Here is a 21,358-nt window from a genome sequence, read left to right as displayed (position 1 = left end):
CTGCCGAAGTTGTTTCAATTTCCGCTTTTGCCGTCACGGCTGCGGCTCAGGGTCCGCTACACCGTTCGCTATAAGAAAACCCCTTTCCCGGTCCAACCTCAAACGTACGGGGTTTACCGAAACCTTACGCTTGCACGAATCCGTGGCACTGGTAAACGCTTACCGGCCGGTGGTTTCCGTAAATTTGTAGCCCCTGGTGAACGGTTACTATTTACTCTCTCCACTGTTGTCCGGCGCCAACTTTTTATGGGGATGGCAAATAATCACTGGCAATGGACGAATTATTTGGGGTAATCTGTGTGTTTACGCAGTGATCCTGTGGTGGACAGGGCAATTATAATCATCCCGAAGCAGTGCCGGACCTTATCCGGACCGCTTCCCGGACGTATATCAAGGAGAAGAAAGAGCATGTTGGACCTGATGCGCAGAAAGGCGCAGTCACCGATTATTCAGATCACGGTGGTTATTATCGCCCTGGTCTTTGTCTTCTGGGGGGTGGGCAGCAGCCAGCGGGGTTCGAGCAACGAGATCGCCCAGGTCAATGACCAGGCGATTACCGTTCAGGAATATCGTCAGGCCCTTGACCGGATGATCACCGCCTACCGGCAACAGCTGGGTGATAACCTGCCCGATGACCTGGTTAACTCCCTGGGCATCAAGGAGCAGGCCCTGGAGCAGTTGATCCAGAACCTGCTGCTGCGTCAGGGCGCCAGGGAGATGGGACTCCTGGTCAGCAAGGAGGAGGTGAAACAGTCCATAGAAAAGCTGGAGGCCTTTCGCAGCAACGGCGCCTTTGACATGAACCAGTACAAAAAGGTGCTGGCCGGGTCGCGGATGACCCCGGCCGGGTTTGAAAGCTCGGTGCGAACCGACCTGCTCTCCGGCAAACTGCTCCAGGCCCTGGCCCGGCTCACCAAGGTGACCCCGGCCGAGATCAAGGAGCGCTTCATCCATGAAAATGAAGAGATCAACCTGGAATACGTCCGGTTCCAGCCGGCCGATTTCACCGCCAGGATAAAGCTCTCCGACCAGGACCTGGAGAGCTATTATCAGGAAAACAAGGAAAACTACAAGACCGAGCCCCAGGTCCGGCTCCAGTACCTGGCCTATTCATTGAAAGACTTTCTGGATACGGCCCGGCCCAGCGACAAGGAGATCCGGGCCTATTACCGCAACAACCGCGAACGCTTCAGCACCCCGGAACTGCGCACGGCCCGGCATATCCTCTTAAAGCTGGACAACAACGCCCCGGAAGAGCAGGTGCGCCGCCGCCAGCAGGAGGCGGAAGAGATCCTGGCCCGGGCCAGGGCGGGCGCCGACTTTGCCGAGCTGGCCAGAAAGTATTCCGAAGGCCCCAGCGGTCCCAAGGGCGGTTATATCGGCCAGGTTGGTCGCGGGGATACGGTGCCTGCCTTTGATACGGCACTTTTCGCCCTGGCGGAAGGCGGAGTAAGCCGGCCGGTGCGCACCTCTTTCGGGCTCCATATCATCAAGCTCGAGTCCATCGTCCCGGCCCGGGTGATCTCCCTGGATGAGGCCCGGCCGGAGATCATCGCGGGACTTAAACAAACCCGGGCCCGGAACCTGGCCCTTGCCGCGGCCAACCAGGCCTATGAAAAAATCATCATGGCCGGCAGCCTGGCCAAGTACGGCGCAACCGGCGAGGCCACGGTGGAACGGACCGGCTTTTTTGCCAGGGGCGCGCCGCCGGCCGGCCCGGTTCCCCGGGACCCGGCCTTTATCCGGGCCGCCTTTGGCCTGAAAAAGGGCGAGTTAAGTTCCCTGGTTACCCTGGACCAGGGCTATGCGATCATCTTTGCCGAGGACCGCAAGGCCCCGGAGATCCAGCCCCTGGGACAGGTCCGGGAACAGGTCCGGGTTGCGGCAACCACGGCCCGGGCCGAATCCCTGGCCCGGAAGGCGGCCGAGGAACTGCTGAGGGCCGGTAAAAACGGGGATGACTGGCCGGCCGCGGTAAAGGCCGCCGGGGGCTCGCTTGAACAGACCGGCTTTTTCTCCCGGGCCAACAACGCCGCCTTCCGCAAGGCAATGCTGCCCGGCGCCATTATTGAGCAGGGATTCGCCCTGACCGAGGACCGGCCCTTCCCGGAAAAAATTGTCGAGCAGGGCTCCACCCTCTATGTCTTCCGCCTGCAGGCAAAAAAAGCGCCGGCCGAAGAGCTGTTTGCCGAACAGCGGGCCGGGATCAAGGCCCGGCTGGAGAAGGAAAAACGGCTGGCGCTGATGACCGCCTGGCTGAACCGGCTCAGGAGCCGGGCCGAGATCGAGGTCAAGCGGGAGTATCTATAGTCAGGGGACAGGAGTCAGGAGTCAGGGGACAGGGGACAGGGGACAGGGGACAGGGGACAGAAAAGGATAACAAGGCAACTGGCTTAAAGGATAATTTTCTGGCCTGGCTCCGGGACCAGCAGTTCGAGATCGTTGATCTCCGCCGCCATGTTGGCAAGCTCGCGGGAGTATCGCTGCCGCTCCTCCCGCTGGATATGGACCAGGGCCAGCCGGGCCGCCCTTGCCTGGCGGGCAAACTCCAGTGAGCCGGCCACTGAACCGTGTCCCGGGGTATCGCCCTGGAACCTGAAGGACTCATGGATCACCAGGTCGCAGCCGGACGCCAGCCGCTGCGTCTCTGCGGTGGGCCGGCCGTCACCGCTGTAGAACAGGCTTTTGCCAGAACCTTCCAGCCGCACCGCCAGGCCGGGCGCGGAGTCCGAGTGGTCGCTCCGGGCCGCCTGCCAGGCGAACCCGGCCGCGGTCACTGTTGCGCCACCCTCCATCTCATTATATTCCACCGGAAAAGCAAAACCAGCGCCAAAAGAGGGGTAGGCCAACTCCATGGCCGCGATGATCCGTTCCCGGCCGCCGGGCGGGCCGAGGATCACCAGGGGCCGGGTACGGCCTTCTTCCCGAAGACGCAACAGCAACAGCGGCACCCCGAAAAAATGGTCCCCGTGAAAGTGGGAGATCCACAGCCCGTCCAGCTCCGGTGCGGAAAAACGACCAAAATAGGCGTGGGCCGCGGTAAAGCCGCAGTCGAGCAATACCTGGCGTCTTTCCGGCCCGGTTCCGGCCCGCACCACAATCGCGGTGTTGCCGCGGTCCGGGTCACAGGCCTCGCCGACCCCCAGGAAAAAGACCTCCATCGCCTATTTCCAGTCAGGCCGGAGATAGAGTTCGGTGAGCTGCTTGCGGGCCACCCCGGAGGGCGCCTCGGTGAGCGGACAGGTGGCCTTCTGGGTCTTGGGAAAGGCAATGACGTCGCGGATGGTCTCCCGGCCGGCCAGAACCATCAGCAGCCGGTCCAGGCCAAAGGCGATGCCGCCGTGGGGCGGGGCCCCGTATTCCAGGGCCTGGAGCAGGAAGCCGAACTTGTCCGTTGCCTCCTGGGCATTGATGCCCAGGGCGGCCAGGACCTGGTCCTGGATATCCTTGCGATGGATCCGGATGGAGCCGCCGCCGATCTCAATGCCGTTCAGCACCAGGTCGTAGGCCCGGCTCATGACCTTGCCGGGATCGGTTTTCAATAAAGCCAGATCCTCATCCCGGGGCGCGGTAAAGGGATGATGCACCGCGGTATGGCGCTTTTTCTCATGGTCATACTCCAGCAGCGGGAAACCGGTGACCCAGACAAAGCTGAAGGTCTGGTCCGCGACAAGCTCGAGACGGCGGGCAAGCTCCAGCCGCAACTCGGACAGGGCCTGGTGGACCACCACCGGCTGGTCGGCGACAAAGAAGAGGAGGTCGCCGGGCCCGGCCCCAAGGGTTTGGGCCATGTCGGCCCGCTCCTGGCCGGTAAAGAACTTAGCAATCGGCGACTGCCATTCGCCATCCTCCCTGACCTTGACCCAGGCCAGCCCCCTGGCCCCGAACTGACCGACATAGGCAGTGAGACCGTCCAACTCCTTGCGGGAAAAGGCGGCACAGCCCCTGGCATTGATGCCCTTGACCAGGCCGCCCTTTTCCACCACCTGCCGGAAGACCTTGAAGCCGCAGTCTTTGACCACCTCGGTCAGGGAGACCAGTTCCAGGCCGAAACGGATATCCGGCCGGTCAGTGCCGAACCGGGCCATGGCCTCGTCATAATCCATCCGCGGAAAGGGCAGGACCGGGCTGACCCCGGCGGTGGCCTGGAAAAGCGCGACCATCATCCCCTCGACAATGGAGTAGATATCCTCCTCCTCGACAAAGGAAAGCTCCATATCCACCTGGGTGAATTCCGGCTGGCGGTCGGCCCTGAGGTCTTCGTCCCGGAAACAGCGGACCAGCTGGTAGTAGCGATCCATGCCGGACATCATCAACAGCTGCTTGAAAAGCTGGGGCGACTGGGGCAGGGCGTAGAACTTGCCCGGATTGACCCGGCTGGGAACCAGGTAGTCCCGCGCCCCTTCCGGGGTGGACCTGGTCAGCATCGGGGTCTCGATTTCGAGAAAATCCAGGTTGTCGAGATAGGTACGGATCGCCCGGCACGCCTGGTGCCGGAGCTGGAGGTTGGCGGCCATTGCCGGCCGCCGCAGGTCCAGGTACCGGTACTTGAGCCGCAGGTTCTCGGAAACCGCGCCCTCCTCGTCCAGGGGAAACGGCGGGGTCAGGCTGCTGTTCAAAACGCGCAACTCATCCACCAGCACCTCAATGGCGCCGGTGGCCAGGTTGGGGTTCTCCATCTCTCCGGGCCGTTTGACCACCTTGCCCCGCACCGCCAGCACCCACTCGCTGCGCAGTTGATGGGCCCTGGCATGCACCTCCTGGTTGTCCTCCGGGTTGAAGACCACCTGGGTAATCCCCCAGCGGTCCCGTAAATCAATGAAGATAACGCCGCCGTGGTCCCGCCGCCGCAGCACCCAGCCCATCAGGGTTACCTGCTGGCCGACATGGTCCGGCCCCAGTTCGTTGCAGGAATGACTCCGTTTGAGTCCATCCATGCTTTCCATTAGATCGTGCTCCTTTCCTTTATCCTTTAATTATAAGTCTATCAGCCAGGGCAGCGCACCACCCCTGCAACTCGTTGCCGGGCAGGGTTATTGTTTCCTGTTCGCTGCGGGCCAGGTTCTTCAAGGGGGCGGTCCCGGCCGCAAGTTCGTTATCACCCAGGATAAGGGCGTACCTGGCCCCCTGTTTGTCCGCCTGTTTCATCTGGCTCTTCAGGCTGCGGCCCTCATGGTCCATGGCCACCCGCAGCCCAACGGCCCGCAGGGTGTTCACCAGAACGAATCCACGGGCCGCGGCCGCCTCGCCCAGGGCGACCAGATAGAGATCAGGAATGTTGGCCGCAAGCGCCCGGTTCTGCCGGCCGGCCAGGAGCACCAGCCGCTCCACGCCCATCCCGAATCCGATTCCCGGCAGGGCAGGCCCGCCCAACTGGCTGACCAGGCCGTCGTAGCGGCCGCCGGCGCCCACCGCGGCCTGGGCCCCCAGTTTATCGGTGAGCAGTTCAAAGGTGGTGCGGGTATAATAATCAAGGCCGCGGACCATGAACGAGTTGACCTCAAAGGGAATATCAAGATCCCGCAACCCCTGCCCGGTGGCCTGGAAATGGTCATCGCATTCCTGGCAGAGATGGTCGAGGATGGAGGGCGCTGACCGGTAGTGTTCCTGGCAAAGGGCGCTTTTACAGTCCAGCACCCGCAGGGGGTTGGTTTTCCGGCGGCGCTGGCAGTCATCGCAGAGGCTGCCGCTCAGCCGGGCGAGGAACTCCTCCAGGGCCCGCTTAAAGGCCGGCCGGCAATCCCGGCAGCCCAGGGAGTTGATCTGCAGGCCGGCCGAAAGCCCCAGCTCCTGCAAAAGCAGCCAGGCCATGGCCATCAACTCGGCATCGACCCGGGGCTGATTCGAGCCCAGCACCTCAACGCTCAGCTGGTGAAACTGGCGGAGGCGTCCCTTCTGGGGCCGTTCGTGCCGGAACATCGGGCCGATGGTATAGAGCCGGTTGACCGGTTGGCGAACATGGAGCCCGTTTTCGATAAAGGCCCGCAATACCGGGGCCGTTCCCTCCGGCCGCATGGTTACCGAGGCGGAGTTGCGGTCCTGAAAGGTATACATCTCCTTTTCAACGATATCAGTGGCCGCGCCAATGGAACGTACGAAGAGATCGGTCTTCTCAAGAATCGGCACCTTGATCTCGGCAAACCCGAAACGGTGAAAAACATCCCGGGCAGTTGCCTCGATCCACTGCCAGACATGCACCTCATCGGGCAGGATATCCTTGAACCCTTTCAGGGCCTTTATGGTCACCATCCACTCCTTAACGCTTTATCCACAGTTGATGGCGTCGTAAGAATTCCGATCTACCGCATCGTAGCGCATTTTTGTTCGCTCGGCATACCTTGTATATCGAAATTCTTACTTAGCCATCCCGCTAGTTGTTACGAGTTCATCACAGTTAATCAGGTTGTCCAAAAAAAATCGCCCGCAAGCGGAAATCATACCTGCGGGGCTTGAAGAGAAACAAGCAAGTTTACCCCTGATTCACCGAAAAAGTCAAGCCGGCATGGCAGAAAAGAAGGGCCTGTCCGCACAAGCTTAGCTTGACAAACCATTTCAAGCCGGGCATATTCGTCGGAACCAAATATTACTTACTTACGGAGAAATACTTAAGATGAAACTGCCCCCTCTGACAATCGGCCCCCACACGGCGGCTGTTCCCATCATTCAGGGCGGAATGTCAATCCGAGTCTCTACATCCGCCCTGGCCGTTCCGGTGGCGGACTGCGGGGGCATCGGCACCATCGGTGGCTCGTCCATCCCCACCGAGGAGCTCCAGGCTGATATCCGCAAGGCAAAATCCCTGACCAGTGGGATTATTGCCGTTAATATCATGTACGCCATGAAGAATTTCTATAACCTGGTCATGGCGTCCATTGAGGCCGGGGTTGACATGATCATCACCGGGGCCGGGTTTTCCCGGGACATCTTCAAGATCGGCCGGCAGACCAACACCCCGATCGTTTCCATCGTTTCCTCGCCGGCCTTTGCCAGGCTCGCCGAAAAACTGGGCGCCGCGGCGATCATTGTCGAGGCCAAGGAGGCCGGCGGCCACCTGGGGACCGACGTGGCCCTGCGCGACCTGTTCCCCTCCATCCGCAAGGTGGTTTCCAAGGTGCCGCTCATTGCCGCCGGCGGGATAACCAATGGCTATGAGATGGCGGAGATGATGGATAAATACGGGGCGGACGGCGTTCAGATCGCCACCCGTTTCGTGCTGACCAGGGAGTGCTCGGTGGCCGACTCCTTTAAGCAGGCCTATCTCAACGCCAAAAAAGAAGACGTGGTCCTGATCCATTCGCCGGTGGGCATGCCCGGCCGGGCCATTAAGACCCCTTTTGCCGAAAAACTGCTCAACGGCGAGGACCTGAAGACCAGGGATTGCCAATACAAATGTTTGAAAAAGTGCGACCACTATTTCTGCATTTCCGACCGGCTGGTCAAGGCCCATGACGGCGACATCGAGGAGGGGTTGGTTTTTTCCGGTGAAAACGTCTACAAAATGAAAGAGATCCTTACGGTACGGGAGGTGTTTGATCAGTTCGTCTCCCAGGCCGAGTCGGTTTATCTGGAACCGGCCGCTTCCTGAACTTATAGCGCCGCCAGCGCGCTTCGCCATGACCATGCTATCTCCACCTGATGAGGCCTCCACAAAGGGAACCATGCCGGCTGAAGACCCTGCACCCCGAATAATTCCCCGGTCCGAGCACCCCATTTCCCGGAAAAATATCGACCGGGAGGCCCTTAAGGTCCTTTACCGGCTGCGGGATGCCGGTCATATTGCCTACCTGGTCGGCGGCGGGGTCCGGGACCTCTACCTGGGCAAGAAACCCAAGGACTTTGATATCAGTACCGATGCCCGGCCGGGTCAGCTTCGCAAGCTGTTCCGGAACAGCCGGCTGATCGGCCGGCGGTTCCGGCTGGTGCAGATATTTTTTCATGGCAACAAGATCATCGAGGTGTCCACCTTCCGCCGGAGGAGCGAGTACGACGTGACCGGCAACGGCAGCGATGAGATCCTGGCCGCCAACAACACCTTCGGCAGCCCGGCGGAAGATGCCCGGCGCCGGGACCTGACCATCAACGCCCTGTTCTACGAAATCGAAAATTCCACCATCATCGACTATATCGGCGGGGTTGAGGATCTCAATCGCGGCATCATCCGGACCGTGGGCGACCCGGACCGCCGTCTTAGCCGGGACCCGGTCCGGATGATGCGGGTGATCCGCCATGCGGCCCGAAACGGGTTCCAGGTGGAGGAAAACACCTGGGAAGCCATCAAGCGCCACCGGGACAAACTGAACCTCTGCCCGGTCTCCCGGATTCGCGACGAGCTGCTCAAGGACCTGCACGGCAACCTGCTCAGGCCCTGGGGCAAACTGGCCATGGACAGCGGCCTGCTTTTCCGGATCCTGCCTTTTTTTGAACCCTGTCTCACCACCGATGCGGAGGCGGGCCGCCACCGCGACCTGCTCGGCAACCTGCTCGGGGTGATCGACCGGGTCCACGCCCGGCAGGACCGGCCGCTGGCCGATCATTTATTACTGGCAACCATGTTCATCCCCTGGGCTGACTCGGAGTTCGATCTCTTGACCGTCACGGTCAAGGGGGCTCAGATCCATGCCCTGTCCCGGATGATCCGGAGCCGGCTGGACGAAAACCTGGCCCACCTGAGTATCAGCCGCGCGATAAAGGAGCGGATAACCCAGCTTCTCGCCCACCTGCCGCTCTTTACCGGCCAGCCCCGGGAAAACCAGCCGAAATGGCTGCAGCGCAAGAGTTATTTCAAGGAATGCATCTTCCTGTTTCAGCTTGTGGACGAGGCCCGCGGCAACGGGGTTGTGGAAACAGACGCGCCAGCCACCCTGCCGGCGCCGCCAGCAGCAAAGAAACCGCCAACCCGGAAGCGGAGCGCGCGCCGGGGGAAACGGGGCGGCCCGGGCTTTGCCTTCAGCAGCAAGCGGGGTGGAATCTTCGGCCTTAAGAAAGGCAAAACCCCTAAAAAATGATGAACTCGTAACAACCCGAAAGGCTTCAAATGCCACCCAATAAAATCAACAAGTTACAAGACGAATCACGTCCGTCGAGCGGGTTGTTGCGAGACCGACAAAAAATGACGGCTTCGTAAAAACAAAATTTTTACCGCTGAGTACGCAGGGGGCGCAGAGAAAGCGGTGAATTAAGACTGTTCGGAGTCTCACCTGGTTCGGTTACCTGCCGGACCATCAAAAAAACATCTCCCGATCGACTTCCGATGTTATCGCCACCATGACGGGTGGGGCGTATTATGAACCTAACCGATTATCTCAAACAACGTTACCAGGCCGGACTGCTCCGGGAGCTGACCCCGCTGCGCCGCCTGGGTCATGGCCGGCTGCGGCTGGCGGACGGAGATAACAACAAGGAACTGATCGATTTTTCTTCCAACGATTATCTGGCCTTGAGCGAACACCCGCTGGTGATTGACGCCGGCCGGAGGTGGCTCGAAGAGCTGGGCGCCGGCGCTGGCGCGGCCCGGTTGATGAGCGGCTCCCTGGAACTTCACCACCAACTGGAAAAGGAAATGGCCCGGTTCAAGCGCACCGGGGCGGCGCTCCTCTTTGGCAGCGGCTATCTTGCCAATATCGGGGTGATTCCGGCCCTGACCGGCCGGGGCGACGCCGTGTTTAGCGACCGGCTCAACCATGCCAGCATCTATGACGGCTGCCGGCTCTCCGGGGCCGCCATCATCCGCTTTCGCCATAACGATGCCGACCACCTGGAAACCCTGCTCAAAAAAAAACGGGGCCGTTTCCGCCGGGCCCTGCTGGTGGTGGAGTCGATCTACAGCATGGACGGCGATCGCTGTCCGCTCCCGGCAATGGCGAGTTTGCGCAACCGATACGACTGTCTGCTGATGGTGGACGAGGCCCACGCCACCGGATTATTCGGCCCCACCGGCAGCGGGGTTATCGAGGAAGACGGGGTCGGCGCGGCAGTGGACATTGCCATGGGAACCTTTGGCAAGGCCCTGGGAAGCTATGGCGCCTATGTGGCCGCCGGCCAGGAGATGATCTCCTTTCTGGTCAACCGGGCCCGGAGCTTTATTTACTCCACCGCCCTGCCGCCGGCAGTGGTCGGCGCCTCGCTGGCCGCGATCACCCTTATCAGGGAAGAACCGGGCCTGGGCCGGGAACTGCACGACAAGGCGGACCTGTTCAAGGAGCTGCTCAAGGCAGGGGGACTGAACATGGATCTCGGCCCATCGCAGATCGTGCCGATTCCGATCGGCAGCGGCAACAAGGCCATGGCCATGGCCGGGCAACTGCGCGAAAAGGGCATCTATGCCACTGCGGTGCGGCCGCCCACCGTGCCCGAGGGAACCGCCCGGCTGCGCTTTTCCATCACCCGCCACCACCGGACGGAAGACCTCCGGGAGGCGGCCGAACACCTCCTGGAGCTGCTCTGACTCCTGCCAGCGCAGCGACGCGCTGATTGCTTTCTCCTTGCGCCACACCCCATCAACCCTTATGTTCTCCCCCATGCGCCACACCTTTCATACATCTCCCGGGGCTGATACCGTGTTCCTGCCGGGCTGGGGATTTGACGGGCAAATCAGCCGGTTGATAGTCCCGCCGCCCTGCTGGATCTACCCGGACTCCCTGCTCGACCCCGCGACCCTGGTCAACGATCTTGCCGCCCTTGTCCAACAGGAGCAGCTAGGGGGAATCGATCTGGTGGGCTGGTCCATGGGCGGTCTGTTGGCCCTTGATTTTGCCCGGGCCCATCCGGCCCTGGTACGGAGCCTGACCCTGATATCGCTTCGGCGCCGCTGGCCGGCGGCGGAAATCCGCCGACTCCACCAGGACCTGGACCGGGACCCCAGGGATTTTCTTATTGACTTTTACCGGAAATGTTTTCTCGGCCACCGGGCCGCGGCCCGGGAATTTGTGGCCACCCTGCAGCCGGAATATGAAAAGAATATCAGCGCCCATACCCTGGACCTGCTCCATCGCGGCCTTGACTACCTGGCCGGGGCCGACAGCCGTCCCCCGGCCGGGGTTGCCGTCCGGATCATCCATGGCCGCAAGGATATCATCGCCCCGGTAACGGAAATGGTCGATCCGGCTGGCGCTGGCGTGGAAATTGTCAATAACTCCGGCCATCTTCCCTTTCTGGCACCGGAATGTTCACTCAACCGCGCCGTAAAAAAGGACACTATCCGGCAAAAATTCTCCCGGGCCGCGTCTACCTATGACGAGCAGGCCGAGGTCCAGTTGGAAACGGCCCGGACCCTGGCAAGGGCCGTTGCCGAACAGGCCGGAACCGGGTCGATCAAAAAAATTCTCGAGCTTGGCTGCGGTACTGGCAACTATACCCTGGAGCTGGCCGCCCGCTTTCCCGGGGCCCGGATCCTGGCCCTTGATTTTTCCGCGGAAATGGTTGCCGCGGCCCGCCATAAACTGGCCGGTTTTGCCAACACTGATTTTTACTGTACCGACGGGGAACGGTTCCTTGCCCAGGCCGAAAAGCACGAAAAATTTCAACTGATCACTGCCAACGGCTCCATGCAGTGGTTTGGCGATCTTGAACAGGCAGTGGCCAATATCCACCGCCTGCTGACCCCGGACGGCCGCTTCGCGGGCGTGCTTTTCGGGCCCCGGACCCTGGAAGAACTGGGACAGGGGGCCAGCCAGGTGCTGGGCGAAAAAATCGCCACCGCGGCCAGCTCCTTTCCGGACGGGAAACAACTGAAACGGATATTTGACAACCACCTGGTTTCCGTGAACATCACCGAGGAGTTGATCTGCAAACCGTATCCATCGGTCCGGGACCTGCTGACCCATATCAAAAAGACCGGCACCAGCGGCTGGCGGCGGAGACGGACCCCGGTTTTCACCCGGACCCGGCTGGACCGGCTCGATGACTGGTTTCAGAACAGATACGGCGGCTGCCGGGCCAGCTACCAGGTTTTTATTATTACGGCCCGTAACGGTTACGAATAAAGGGGGAGGCCGCCCTCGGGCGATCGGTTAACGTCCGTTGCCGGACGAGCGCGGACAGTGGACAGGGCACCTTACCCTTACCCGTTTATGGGAGGATCAATTCCTTGAAGTAGACGATAGAAGGAAAAAGCGAGGAAAAGACGATGGGGCTTTGGCTGCTGGGCCGGGCCACAAAAATCAGCACCCCCATCCCGTACTGGCGGGCGGAGAGCAGTACCTGTTCGGTATCATCGGCGAGCATGGTCCGCTGCCGGTCAAAACCGAGCATCCGCTCCAACCGCTCCCAGAAGAGCGGATCCTCCTTGGCCATCCCTACTTCCCCGGCACAGATGATCCGGTCAAAATAGTCGCCCAGCGCGGTTTTGCCCATCTTGATCTCCAGGGTCTTGGAGTGGGCGTTGGTGACCAGGTACACCTTTTTGCCGAGCCCCCGGCAGTACTTGAGAAAATCGATCACATAGGGGTGGACATCGATCAGGTGATCGATCTTCATCTTCAGGGCCGGGATATCAAGGCCCAGTTGCCGGGACCAGTAGTCCAGATCGGTCCACTCCAGGGTGCCCTCGATCTTCTTGTAGCCGGCCAGGAGCTGCTCCCTGGCCGCGGCCAGGCCCAGCCCATGCCTGGCCCCATAGACCCCGGGCAGATAATGTTCCCAGAAATAATCGTCAAAATGCTTGTCGAGCAGGGTGCCGTCCATATCCAGGAGCACGGTGTCCACCGCCTGCCAGTCCATCTGCCAGGCCAGCGGAGCACCTCCAGCATCTGATTCGTTGCCCACGGAAACTCTCTCCTCTTAATGGCCCGGATTTTTCCTGTTTTCTTTGCCAGGGGAAACGGTTATTTTTGCCGTCTGAATGTAAACTCTCACAGGGCAAAGAGTCTACTCAACAGGTGGTCGCGCCACCCTGTGAGTGGTTGTGTCTGAATGATTGTCCCGCTTGTTCGCAAAAACCGCATAGGTTGAAAAAATGCCCAGACTATTCACAGCCATCGATCTGCCGGCCCGGATAAAGATGCAGCTTGTTGATCTTGGTTTCGGCATCCCCGGGGCCCGGTGGCTGGCCGCCGACCAGGTCCACCTCACTCTTTGCTTCATCGGCGAGGTGGACGGCGCTGTTTTCAAGGATATCAGGGAGGCGCTGACCGAGGTCCGCTCCCCGGGCTTCAGTCTTCGGCTGAAGGGGGTCGGCCACTTTCCGCCCCGGAAAGCGCCGCGGGTACTCTGGGCAGGTGTTGAAGCCAATGAGGCCCTGGTCCGGTTGCGCAACCAGGTGCAAGCGACCCTGGTTCGCCAGGGACTGAAGCCGGAGGGCCGCAAATACAGTCCCCACATCACCCTGGCCAGGCTGAACAACGCGCCGGCCAACAAAATCGGCCAATTCCTGGCCGGCAACAATCTTTTTACCAGCAAGCCCTTTGCAGTGGCCGAATTCCACCTCTTTTGCAGCCGCCTCACCCCAAAGGGGGCGATCCACAGCATCGAAGCCACCTATCCGCTTTCTCCGGGCAATGATCCGAATCGGCAAGAATAAGTACTAGCTGGGTGGCGGTATTGAGTTAACCCCTGGAAGGGGATGGTTTGAGAACCGTGCTCGTGCTCGTGAACGTACACGAGCACGATTTTCAGGCAAAGCCAAACATGATGGACGCGTAACAATCCAAAATGCTTCAAATGCCACCCAATAAAATCAACAAGTTACAACATGACACACGTCCGTCTCGCGGGTTGTTGCGAGACCGACAAACATCTCTGACCACGCCCTGAGGACATGGTTTTCTACACTGCAAATAAGTACTAGTTCTTGCTCAAAAGAACTACCGCGTGGGCGGCTATGCCCTGCTCGCGACCGGCAAACCCCAGCTTCTCGGTGGTGGTTGCCTTGCAGTTGACAGCCGTCTGGTCCACTTGGCAGGCAGTGGCCAGGTTGACGACAATCTCCGGCACAAACTCCGCCAGGCAGGGCCGTTGCGCCACCACGGTGATATCAGCGTTGGCCAGCAGATACCCCCGGTCAGCAGCCATGGCAATGACCTGTTCCAGTAGGCGCAGGCTACGGATATCCTTATATTTTTTATCGGTATCCGGAAAATGCCGGCCAAGATCGCCGGCCCCCAGGGCCCCCAGGACGGCATCGCACAGGGCATGGGTCAGGACATCGGCATCGGAATGACCCGCCAGGCCCAGGGAGTGGGGGATGGTTACCCCGCCCAGAACCAGGGGCCGGTCCACCACCAGCTGATGAACATCGTAGCCGTGCCCCACCCGCATGGCGGCAGGGACGGTCCGGGGGTGATCATGATGCATAATCGCCTCGGCCAGCCGGAGATCTTCCGGCCGGGTGATCTTGATATTCCGTTCAGAACCCGGAACCACGGTGACCGGGCAGCCGACCGCCTCCAGAAGTGATGCCTCGTCGGTGCCGGTCATCCCCTTTTCCTCGGCAACAATCAATGCCCGGCGCAGAAGATCGACCCGCATCGCCTGGGGGGTCTGGGCCTGCCAGAGCTGCTCCCGGTCCACGGTCTTCACCACCTGAAGATCCGCCACTGTTTTCAGGGTATCCTTGACCGGGATCGCGGCCATGGCGGCGCCAACAACATCGGCTTGGCGCAGACACTCCTCTACCAGGTCCGGGGTGACAAAGGGCCGCACCCCGTCATGGACCAGCACCAGTTCGACGCTGTCCGGCAGAAAATCAAGGCCGGCCCTGACCGAATCCTGGCGCCGGCGGCCGCCGGCCACCACCCCCAGCACCCGCTCCAATTGATACTCAAGCACCATCTCCCTGGTCCGGGCCAGCTGGTCGGCCGGGACCACCAGCACGATACCGTCCAGCCCGCCAACCCGGGCCAGGACCCGGACGGTATGGACAAGAATCGGCACCCCGTCCAGGTCGTAAAACTGCTTGGGTCCGGGCAACCCCATCCTGATGCCGCTGCCGGCCGCCGGCACAATGGCCGCGGTGCGGAGCATGCTGGTCATGGGTTTCGCCTCCCTGTAATCACCGGACGTTTCCTCCAGGCAGTGGTCTCGTTGCGCACCACCTTGACAAAGACAAATAAAAACTGCCAAAGCCACCGGCGCGGGACTTTGGCAGCACAGCGTACAACCTGGATCAAGCGATTCCAGGTAAAAAAAATTGGAGCGGGCTATAAGCCGAATTCTGTATCCGCCTCAGACGGACCATGATCATTTCTCTAGGATGCCGGTCGCCCGGCACCTCCAGCGACCTACCCGAAAACATCGGACGGGCAGCCCTCGGACGTTTTCCTATTTGGTCTTGCTCCGGGTGGGGTTTACCATGCCTTTCATGTCACCATGAAAGCGGTGAGCTCTTACCTCGCCATTTCACCCTTACCGACAAGCGGCGGTATCTTTTCTGTGGCACTTTCCCCCGGTCGCCCGGGGTTCGCGTTACGAACCACCCTGCCCTGCGGAGTTCGGACTTTCCTCTGGCCCGCCTGCGGCGGACCAGCGACCATGCACCCGCTCCAAACTTGATGAACTCGTAACAACCCGAAAGGCTTCAAATGCCACCCAATAAAATCAACAAGTTACAAGACGAATCACGTCCGTCGAGCGGGTTGTTGCGAGACCGACAAACTTGATGAACCCGTAACAACCCGAAAGGCTTCAAATGCCACCCAATAAAATCAACAAGTTACAAGACGAATCACGTCCGTCGAGCGGGTTGTTGCGAGACCGACAAACTTGATGAACCCGTAAAGAGTTCTAAAATTTCAAACACCATTCAGCCAGCGCCCTGTGTGCAACCCTGCTGTTCATCAATGCTCCGGTTTCTGCTCACTTTGCCGCGGCCTTCTGTTCCGCCTCCTGCTCCAGCTGATGATAGAGAATACGCTGGCAGGTCGGGCAGAACAACATCTTGTCACCCTTGAGCACCTCGTTGTACTGCTGGGGCGGAATACTCATAAAGCATCCCTGGCAGACACCGTCGGTCACCCCGACCACCGCCCTGCCGTTGCGCCGGAAACGAAGCATATCATATTTCTTGAGCAGCGGATCCTTGAACCCCTTGGCCCGGGCGGTTCTTTTTTTCTTAATGGCGGCCTTCGCGGAGGTCAACTTGGCGATCAGTCTCTTGGCCGACCTTTCTTCCTTGGCAATCTCCTTGTCCTCACCCTCGCAAAGGGAACTCTGCTCGGCAAGAATCGTTTCCAGGGACTCTTTCTGCTCCATCAGCTGGACGATCTCTTCTTCCCGCTCCTTGTTCGCCCTTTTTGCGTCCTCAATCTCCTTTAACAGGCTCTGGTACTCACGGTTGGTCTGGACCTGCATCATTTTGGACTGGCGCTCCTTGATCCGTCCCGTTTCATCGGCAAGCTCGGCCTCCAGGTCCCGGCGACGGACATCAATGGCCGCGACTTTTTCCCGCAGTTCGGCCATCGAGTCCTGGCGCTCCTGGTACGCCTGGCGGTGTCTGTCCAGTTCCTCCCGCGCGGCCGCCATTTTTCCGTCCAGTTGCGCTATCTCGAGATCAATAACCTGTAACTCCGTTAGTTTTTTGATTACCTCGTTCAATTGGCTGTCTCCTCCGTTGTTTTCTATAAATTAAGATCTCTGTTAAATATGATGGACGCGTAACAATCCAAAATGCTTCAAATGCCACCCAATAAAATCAACAAGTTACAAGACGAATCACGTCCGTCGAGCGGGTTGTTGCGAGACCGACAAATATGATGAACTCCTAACAACCCGAAAGGCTTCAAATGCCACCCTGTGAAATCAAGAGGTTACAACGTGACACACGTCCGTCTCGCGATTTATTGCGCGACCGACAAATCTTTCTTCCTTGCAAGATGTGTCGGCCCGGCGGGCCGGCCCTATATAAAGTTCATCCCGTGGTTTCCTTGACAGGATGAAATGTAAACGGGTTCTGTTCCCGGTCCGCGGCCATCACCGGTATGTTCCACCCTTTCTTGCGGGAGAGTTGCGCCAGGGTGGCGGCCAGCAGCCGCACCACCGGCCGTTCGGTGGCAAAATGGCCGCCATCCACCAAGCAAAAGCCGCTGGCCTCGGCCCACCTGGCCGTGCTGTGCTTGATTTCGCCGGTAAGATAAAGCTGGGCCCCGGCCCGATAGGCAGCCCCGGCCAGATCCGAGCCACTGCCGCCGCAAACCGCCACCGTCTCCACCATGGCCGGCAGGGGGCCGGCCACGTTTACCCCTGGAAGTGACAGGGCCGCGCTCACCCGGCTTATAAGCATCTCGCCCGGCACCGGCTCGGCCAGGGTACCGATACGGCCGAAACCGATATCCGCGGCCGTGTCCGCCAGGGGCCTGGTGTCTTGCAGTTTCAACGCGGCGGCCAGGGCGTCGCTCACCCCGCCGGCAATCACGTCGAGGTTGGTATGACATCCGACCACGGCAATATTTTCGGCCAGGGCCTGTTTCAAAAAACGGCCGACCGGTTCATCAATGACAACTGCTTTCAGGGGGTGGAAGATCAGGGGGTGGTGGGTGATAATGGTATTTGCCCCGCGGGCCAGGGCCTCGTTCAGGACCTCTTCGGTGGGGTCCAGGGCGACCAGCAGGCCGGAGACCTCCTGGGACGGGCTGCCCACCAGCAGGCCGACGTTGTCCCAGGTCTCGGCAAGGGAAGAGGGGGCAATCTCTTCGATGGAGTACAGTATGTCTTGTACGGTCAGGGCCTGCGCCATTCTTTTTTCCTGATGACCCGTGTTCGCTAAAAGAAAAAAGGCACACCGTCTGTTCGGGTGCACCTTTGCTCAAGATACTGTCTGGTTGGTTCCGCCCCGCCAAGAGGAAGAAACCTCCGGGGCCGCTGTTCCCGGCGAAAAAACCAGGGGAGAAACCGGTACCGTTTATTTGCGTCCATCCATTCCATGGTTGTCAAACGGGCCCTCTGTAACCTGGCAACCGGGGTTTGCTTGTTTCTCAGCCGATAGCCGGCCCTGTTCCGCGCCAGATCAAAATGGTGGGCCTACCTGGACTCGAACCAGGGACCGACCGGTTATGAGCCGGTGGCTCTAGCCAACTGAGCTATAGGCCCTCTTTCAGGTTAATTTTTAAGATTAAACCGATATCTGGCGGTTTGTCAACAAACAAAAATTGATGAACTCGTAACAACCCGAAAGGCTTCAAATGCCACCCAATAAAATCAACAAGTTACAAGACGAATCACGTCCGTCGAGCGGGTTGTTGCGAGACCGACAAAAATTGAGCCAACAAAAAACTCCCGGTCCGCACCCCCCTGGTTTTGCTTGACCCGGAATTAACGAATCGATATAGTCCTGGCAGGACACCAGCCATTATAAAAAATCGTAATAGCTCGCCGCCGCAAGAAGGCGGCAGTGCCCCGGGAACGCATCCGCGGACGGGCGTCACCCTCTCTCCCTTGTTGCCCGCCACCCTCCGGGCTTCCCGTTAATTTGGCGGGCAACCCCCTGGCAACGACGACACCGGTCATTATCCTTATTTTAGGAACTACGCCTTGATCTACAACAACCTCCTCTACCTGCTGGTCGTTATCCTCCTGCTCACGACCAACAGCATCCCCCAGGCCCCGCTGCTTTCCCCGGGCGAGGCGTTTTTCTTCTTTCTGGCCAAGGCGGCCCTCTATTTCTTCCTGGTCCGTTTCACCCACCGGAACGGCCGGGTCCGCACCAGCAGGCAGTACTTTGCCGCGGAACAGAAACACTCCATCCTGGGGATCCTCTTTTTTGCGGTTGACGTCTATCTTCTGGACTGCAAATTTTACTTTGGCAAACTGCCCCTGGCCGGCCAGCTCCCCATCCTGGTCGATCTGGCCGGGGTGGCCCTTTTTTTCGGGTATCTGGCCGTCATGTGGCTCGTCGCCCGGGCCAGTTATCAACGGATATTTGCCCGGGAGTACCGGGCCGCCGCCTTTGTCCTGTCCAACCTCAAGGCCAACCTGCCGCTTGTCCTGCCCTGGCTGATCATCTCGCTCGTTTTCGACCTGCTGCAACTCTTGCCCTTTCCAGCGGTCAAGCAGTTCACCGCCTCGCCCTGGGGTGAACCGGTCCTGCTGCTGGTCATCTTTGTCGGACTGGCCCTGGCCTTTCCGGCCCTGATCCGCCGGGTCTGGAACTGCACCCCGCTGCCGGCCGGGCCGCTCCGGTCCCATATAGAAAAATTCTGCCGGGAACAGAAGTTCGCCTGTTCCGACATCCTGCTCTGGCCCCTGTTCGAAGGCCAGGCGATCAGCGCCGGGGTAATGGGTCTTTCCAAACGGCTCCGCTATCTGCTCATCACCCCGGCCCTGCTCCAGACCCTGACCCTTGAGGAGCTGGACGCGGTAATGGCCCATGAAATCGGCCATGTGAAAAAATATCATCTCCATCTCTACCTGCTCCTTTTTCTCGGCTTCGGGCTGACCGTCAGCATGATCGCCAACCCCATCTTCTACCTGCTGTTAAGCTCCAGCCAGTTTTACTCCATCCTCAGTTTCACCCACAGTGATCCCGAGGCCGGGATCGCCTTCTGGGGCACCCTGCCGCTCTTTGTGATCATGATCCTCTATTTTCGCTATGTGTTCGGCTTTTTCATGCGTAACTTCGAACGGCAGGCCGACCTGTATGTGTTCACCGCCACCGGCAACAGCGAGCCCCTGATCCAGTCCCTGGAAAAAATCGGCTGGCTGAGCGGCAATACCCGCGACCTGCCCAGCTGGCACCATTTCGGCATCGGCCAGCGGGTCGACTACCTGCAGAAATGCCGGAAAAACCCCGGCCTGATCAAGCGCCACGACCGCAAGGTATACGCGGCCCTCATTCTCTACCTGGTTGTGCTGGGCAGTGCGGCCGGGTTTCTCCAGAGCGCGCCCATGGAGCTGTTAAAGACCACCTCCCAGAACAAGTTCGTCGAGGCGGTACTCAGGCAGAAAATCAGGCAGGAGCCTAAAAACATGATCTGGCTGCGGCTGATGGGAGACCTGCAGCAGGCGCGCGGCCTGGACTACGAGGCAAAACAGGCCTACGAACAGGCCCTGGCCCTGCAGCCGCTCCACCCCGAGGTGCTGAACAACCTGGCCTGGCTGCTGGTAATGAGTGATGAAAAAAGGGTCCGCGATCCACGGCGGGCCCTGGTCCTGGCCCGCCGCGCGGTCAAACTCAAGGCCACCGGCTATATCCTCGACACCCTGGCCACCTCCTTATGGGCAAACGGGTTCCAGCAAGAGGCCCTGGCCGCGGAGCAACAGGCCATTGCCCGGGACCCTGCCAACGGGCGCTATTACCGGCAGCAGATGGATATGTTCGCCGCCCGCAGCTATGACAAGAATTTCTTTGAAGAAAAACCTTCTTTCCGGTGAAACCTAACCACCATGCCTTTCATCCTGGTTACCAATGACGACGGGGTGCGCTCCCCGGGCCTGGCGGCCCTGTTTGCCGCCGTGCAGCCACTGGGCAAGGCGGTGATCATCGCCCCGACCCGGGACAACAGCGCGGTCAGCCACTCCCTGACCATGCACCGGCCCCTCCGGGTAACCGCAATCAACGACCACACCTATACCGTTGACGGCACTCCCACCGACTGCGTCACCATCGGCATCAACAAGATACTTGAAAAAAAGCCGGACCTGGTAATCTCCGGCATCAATCCGGGCGGCAACCTGGGCGATGATATCAGCTATTCCGGCACCGTATCCGCGGCCATCGAAGGGACCATGCTCGGCATCCCCTCGATGGCGGTCTCCCTGGCCGGCGAGGAGCCCTTTCTCTTTGAAACCGCGGCCCGGATTGGTGCCAAGGTCGCGGCCCTGATCCTGGAACAGGGGTTGCCCCGCGACACCCTCTTAAACGTTAATGCACCCAACCGGCCGATTGCGGAACTCAAAGGAATCCGTTTCACCCGCCAGGGACGCCTGGCCTACGACAACGCCATCAAGGAGACCCGGGACCCCCGGGGGAGGCAGCATTACTGGATCGGCGGCGGCACCCCCTCCTGGGACAACGGTACGGACAGCGACTCCCGGGCAGTGGCCAGCGGCCTGGTCTCCATCACCCCGCTTCATCTCGACCTGACCAATTACGATGCCCTGGAATTCTTACGGGAGAACTGGCAACAGCTTCTTTGCCACGATGATTGAACCGACCAACAACACGCCCCATCTCTTCCGGCCCCTGGCCGTTAATAACGATGCGCTACTAACCTGCATGGCAAGGCCGGCGCCTGGGAACGACTTTCATAAAAGGGGATCATCTGAAATACCAAGGGGTTAGGGTGAGACCTGTAAAGAGTTCCTGGTAAGGTTTCGGTAAACCCCGTACGTTTGAGGTTGGACCGGGAAAGGGGTTTTCTTATACCGAACGGTGTAGCGGACCCTGAGCCGCGGCCGTGACGGCAAAAGCGGAATTTGAAACAACTTCGGC

Annotated in this window: 15 protein-coding genes, 1 tRNA gene and 1 other RNA gene; 8 read left to right on the top strand and 9 right to left on the bottom strand. The window is 59.9% G+C overall.

Going from position 1 to position 21,358, the window contains the following annotated elements; genetic code table 11:
• Positions 1 to 408 precede the first annotated feature (408 nt).
• Positions 409 to 2,310: a SurA N-terminal domain-containing protein gene (locus tag L3J03_08750; protein MCF6291063.1), complete on the top strand. Its 1,902-nt coding sequence runs from the start codon at positions 409 to 411 to the stop codon at positions 2,308 to 2,310.
• Positions 2,311 to 2,393: 83 nt separating this feature from the next.
• Here the strand turns inward: L3J03_08750 and L3J03_08745 are convergent, their stop codons facing one another.
• From L3J03_08745 to hisS, 3 genes are read right to left on the bottom strand one after another with little or no spacing between them, the layout of a single operon-like run.
• Positions 2,394 to 3,161: an MBL fold metallo-hydrolase gene (locus L3J03_08745; protein ID MCF6291062.1), complete on the bottom strand. Its 768-nt coding sequence runs from the start codon at positions 3,159 to 3,161 to the stop codon at positions 2,394 to 2,396.
• Positions 3,162 to 3,164: 3 nt separating this feature from the next.
• Positions 3,165 to 4,946: an aspartate--tRNA ligase gene (aspS, locus tag L3J03_08740; protein MCF6291061.1), complete on the bottom strand. Its 1,782-nt coding sequence runs from the start codon at positions 4,944 to 4,946 to the stop codon at positions 3,165 to 3,167.
• A gap of 19 nt (positions 4,947 to 4,965) precedes the next feature.
• Complete coding sequence (gene hisS, locus L3J03_08735) at positions 4,966 to 6,249, bottom strand: histidine--tRNA ligase (GenBank protein MCF6291060.1); 1,284 nt, start codon at positions 6,247 to 6,249, stop codon at positions 4,966 to 4,968.
• 424 nt (positions 6,250 to 6,673) lie between these two features.
• On the opposite strand from hisS, the gene L3J03_08730 reads away from it, so the two are divergent.
• From L3J03_08730 to L3J03_08715, 4 genes are all read left to right on the top strand, one after another.
• Positions 6,674 to 7,585 (top strand): nitronate monooxygenase, encoded by a 912-nt coding sequence (locus tag L3J03_08730; protein MCF6291059.1) that lies wholly within the window; start codon positions 6,674 to 6,676, stop codon positions 7,583 to 7,585.
• A 73-nt stretch (positions 7,586 to 7,658) separates the two neighbouring features.
• On the top strand, positions 7,659 to 9,005 hold the full coding sequence (locus L3J03_08725) for a poly(A) polymerase (protein MCF6291058.1): 1,347 nt from the start codon (positions 7,659 to 7,661) through the stop codon (positions 9,003 to 9,005).
• 278 nt (positions 9,006 to 9,283) lie between these two features.
• Positions 9,284 to 10,444: an 8-amino-7-oxononanoate synthase gene (gene bioF, locus L3J03_08720; GenBank protein MCF6291057.1), complete on the top strand. Its 1,161-nt coding sequence runs from the start codon at positions 9,284 to 9,286 to the stop codon at positions 10,442 to 10,444.
• Positions 10,445 to 10,505: 61 nt separating this feature from the next.
• A complete protein-coding gene (locus L3J03_08715; GenBank protein ID MCF6291056.1) occupies positions 10,506 to 11,981 on the top strand; it encodes an alpha/beta fold hydrolase in 1,476 nt (491 codons plus the stop codon).
• Positions 11,982 to 12,066: 85 nt separating this feature from the next.
• Here the strand turns inward: L3J03_08715 and L3J03_08710 are convergent, their stop codons facing one another.
• The gene (locus tag L3J03_08710) at positions 12,067 to 12,762 is read right to left on the bottom strand and encodes an HAD-IA family hydrolase (GenBank protein ID MCF6291055.1); all 696 of its coding nucleotides are present in this window, start codon (positions 12,760 to 12,762) and stop codon (positions 12,067 to 12,069) included.
• Between the two features lie 190 nt (positions 12,763 to 12,952).
• On the opposite strand from L3J03_08710, the gene thpR reads away from it, so the two are divergent.
• Entirely contained in the window at positions 12,953 to 13,516 is a 564-nt protein-coding gene (gene thpR / locus L3J03_08705) for an RNA 2',3'-cyclic phosphodiesterase (GenBank protein ID MCF6291054.1), read from the top strand.
• Between the two features lie 263 nt (positions 13,517 to 13,779).
• Here thpR and ispD read toward each other — a convergent pair whose 3' ends face one another.
• The 5 genes from ispD to L3J03_08680 all read right to left on the bottom strand — a co-directional run bounded on the left by ispD (position 13,780) and on the right by L3J03_08680 (position 18,018).
• Positions 13,780 to 14,967, bottom strand: coding sequence for a 2-C-methyl-D-erythritol 4-phosphate cytidylyltransferase (ispD, locus tag L3J03_08700; GenBank protein MCF6291053.1), 1,188 nt, complete (start codon positions 14,965 to 14,967; stop codon positions 13,780 to 13,782).
• 154 nt (positions 14,968 to 15,121) lie between these two features.
• An RNA gene (gene rnpB, locus L3J03_08695) (RNase P RNA component class A) lies at positions 15,122 to 15,479 on the bottom strand.
• Positions 15,480 to 15,789: 310 nt separating this feature from the next.
• The gene (locus tag L3J03_08690; GenBank protein ID MCF6291052.1) at positions 15,790 to 16,527 is read right to left on the bottom strand and encodes a C4-type zinc ribbon domain-containing protein; all 738 of its coding nucleotides are present in this window, start codon (positions 16,525 to 16,527) and stop codon (positions 15,790 to 15,792) included.
• A 313-nt stretch (positions 16,528 to 16,840) separates the two neighbouring features.
• Positions 16,841 to 17,665: a Nif3-like dinuclear metal center hexameric protein gene (locus L3J03_08685; protein MCF6291051.1), complete on the bottom strand. Its 825-nt coding sequence runs from the start codon at positions 17,663 to 17,665 to the stop codon at positions 16,841 to 16,843.
• A gap of 276 nt (positions 17,666 to 17,941) precedes the next feature.
• A tRNA-Ile gene (locus L3J03_08680) sits at positions 17,942 to 18,018 on the bottom strand.
• A gap of 441 nt (positions 18,019 to 18,459) precedes the next feature.
• Between L3J03_08680 and L3J03_08675 the strand changes: the two genes are divergently transcribed.
• Positions 18,460 to 20,298 (top strand): M48 family metalloprotease, encoded by a 1,839-nt coding sequence (locus L3J03_08675; GenBank protein MCF6291050.1) that lies wholly within the window; start codon positions 18,460 to 18,462, stop codon positions 20,296 to 20,298.
• 12 nt (positions 20,299 to 20,310) lie between these two features.
• On the top strand, positions 20,311 to 21,075 hold the full coding sequence (gene surE, locus L3J03_08670) for a 5'/3'-nucleotidase SurE (GenBank protein MCF6291049.1): 765 nt from the start codon (positions 20,311 to 20,313) through the stop codon (positions 21,073 to 21,075).
• Positions 21,076 to 21,358 lie beyond the last annotated feature (283 nt).

This window comes from Desulfobacterales bacterium (assembly GCA_021647905.1).
Taxonomy (GTDB): Bacteria; Desulfobacterota; Desulfobulbia; order Desulfobulbales; family BM004; genus JAKITW01.
This window is presented reverse-complemented; position numbering and strand designations above follow the sequence as displayed.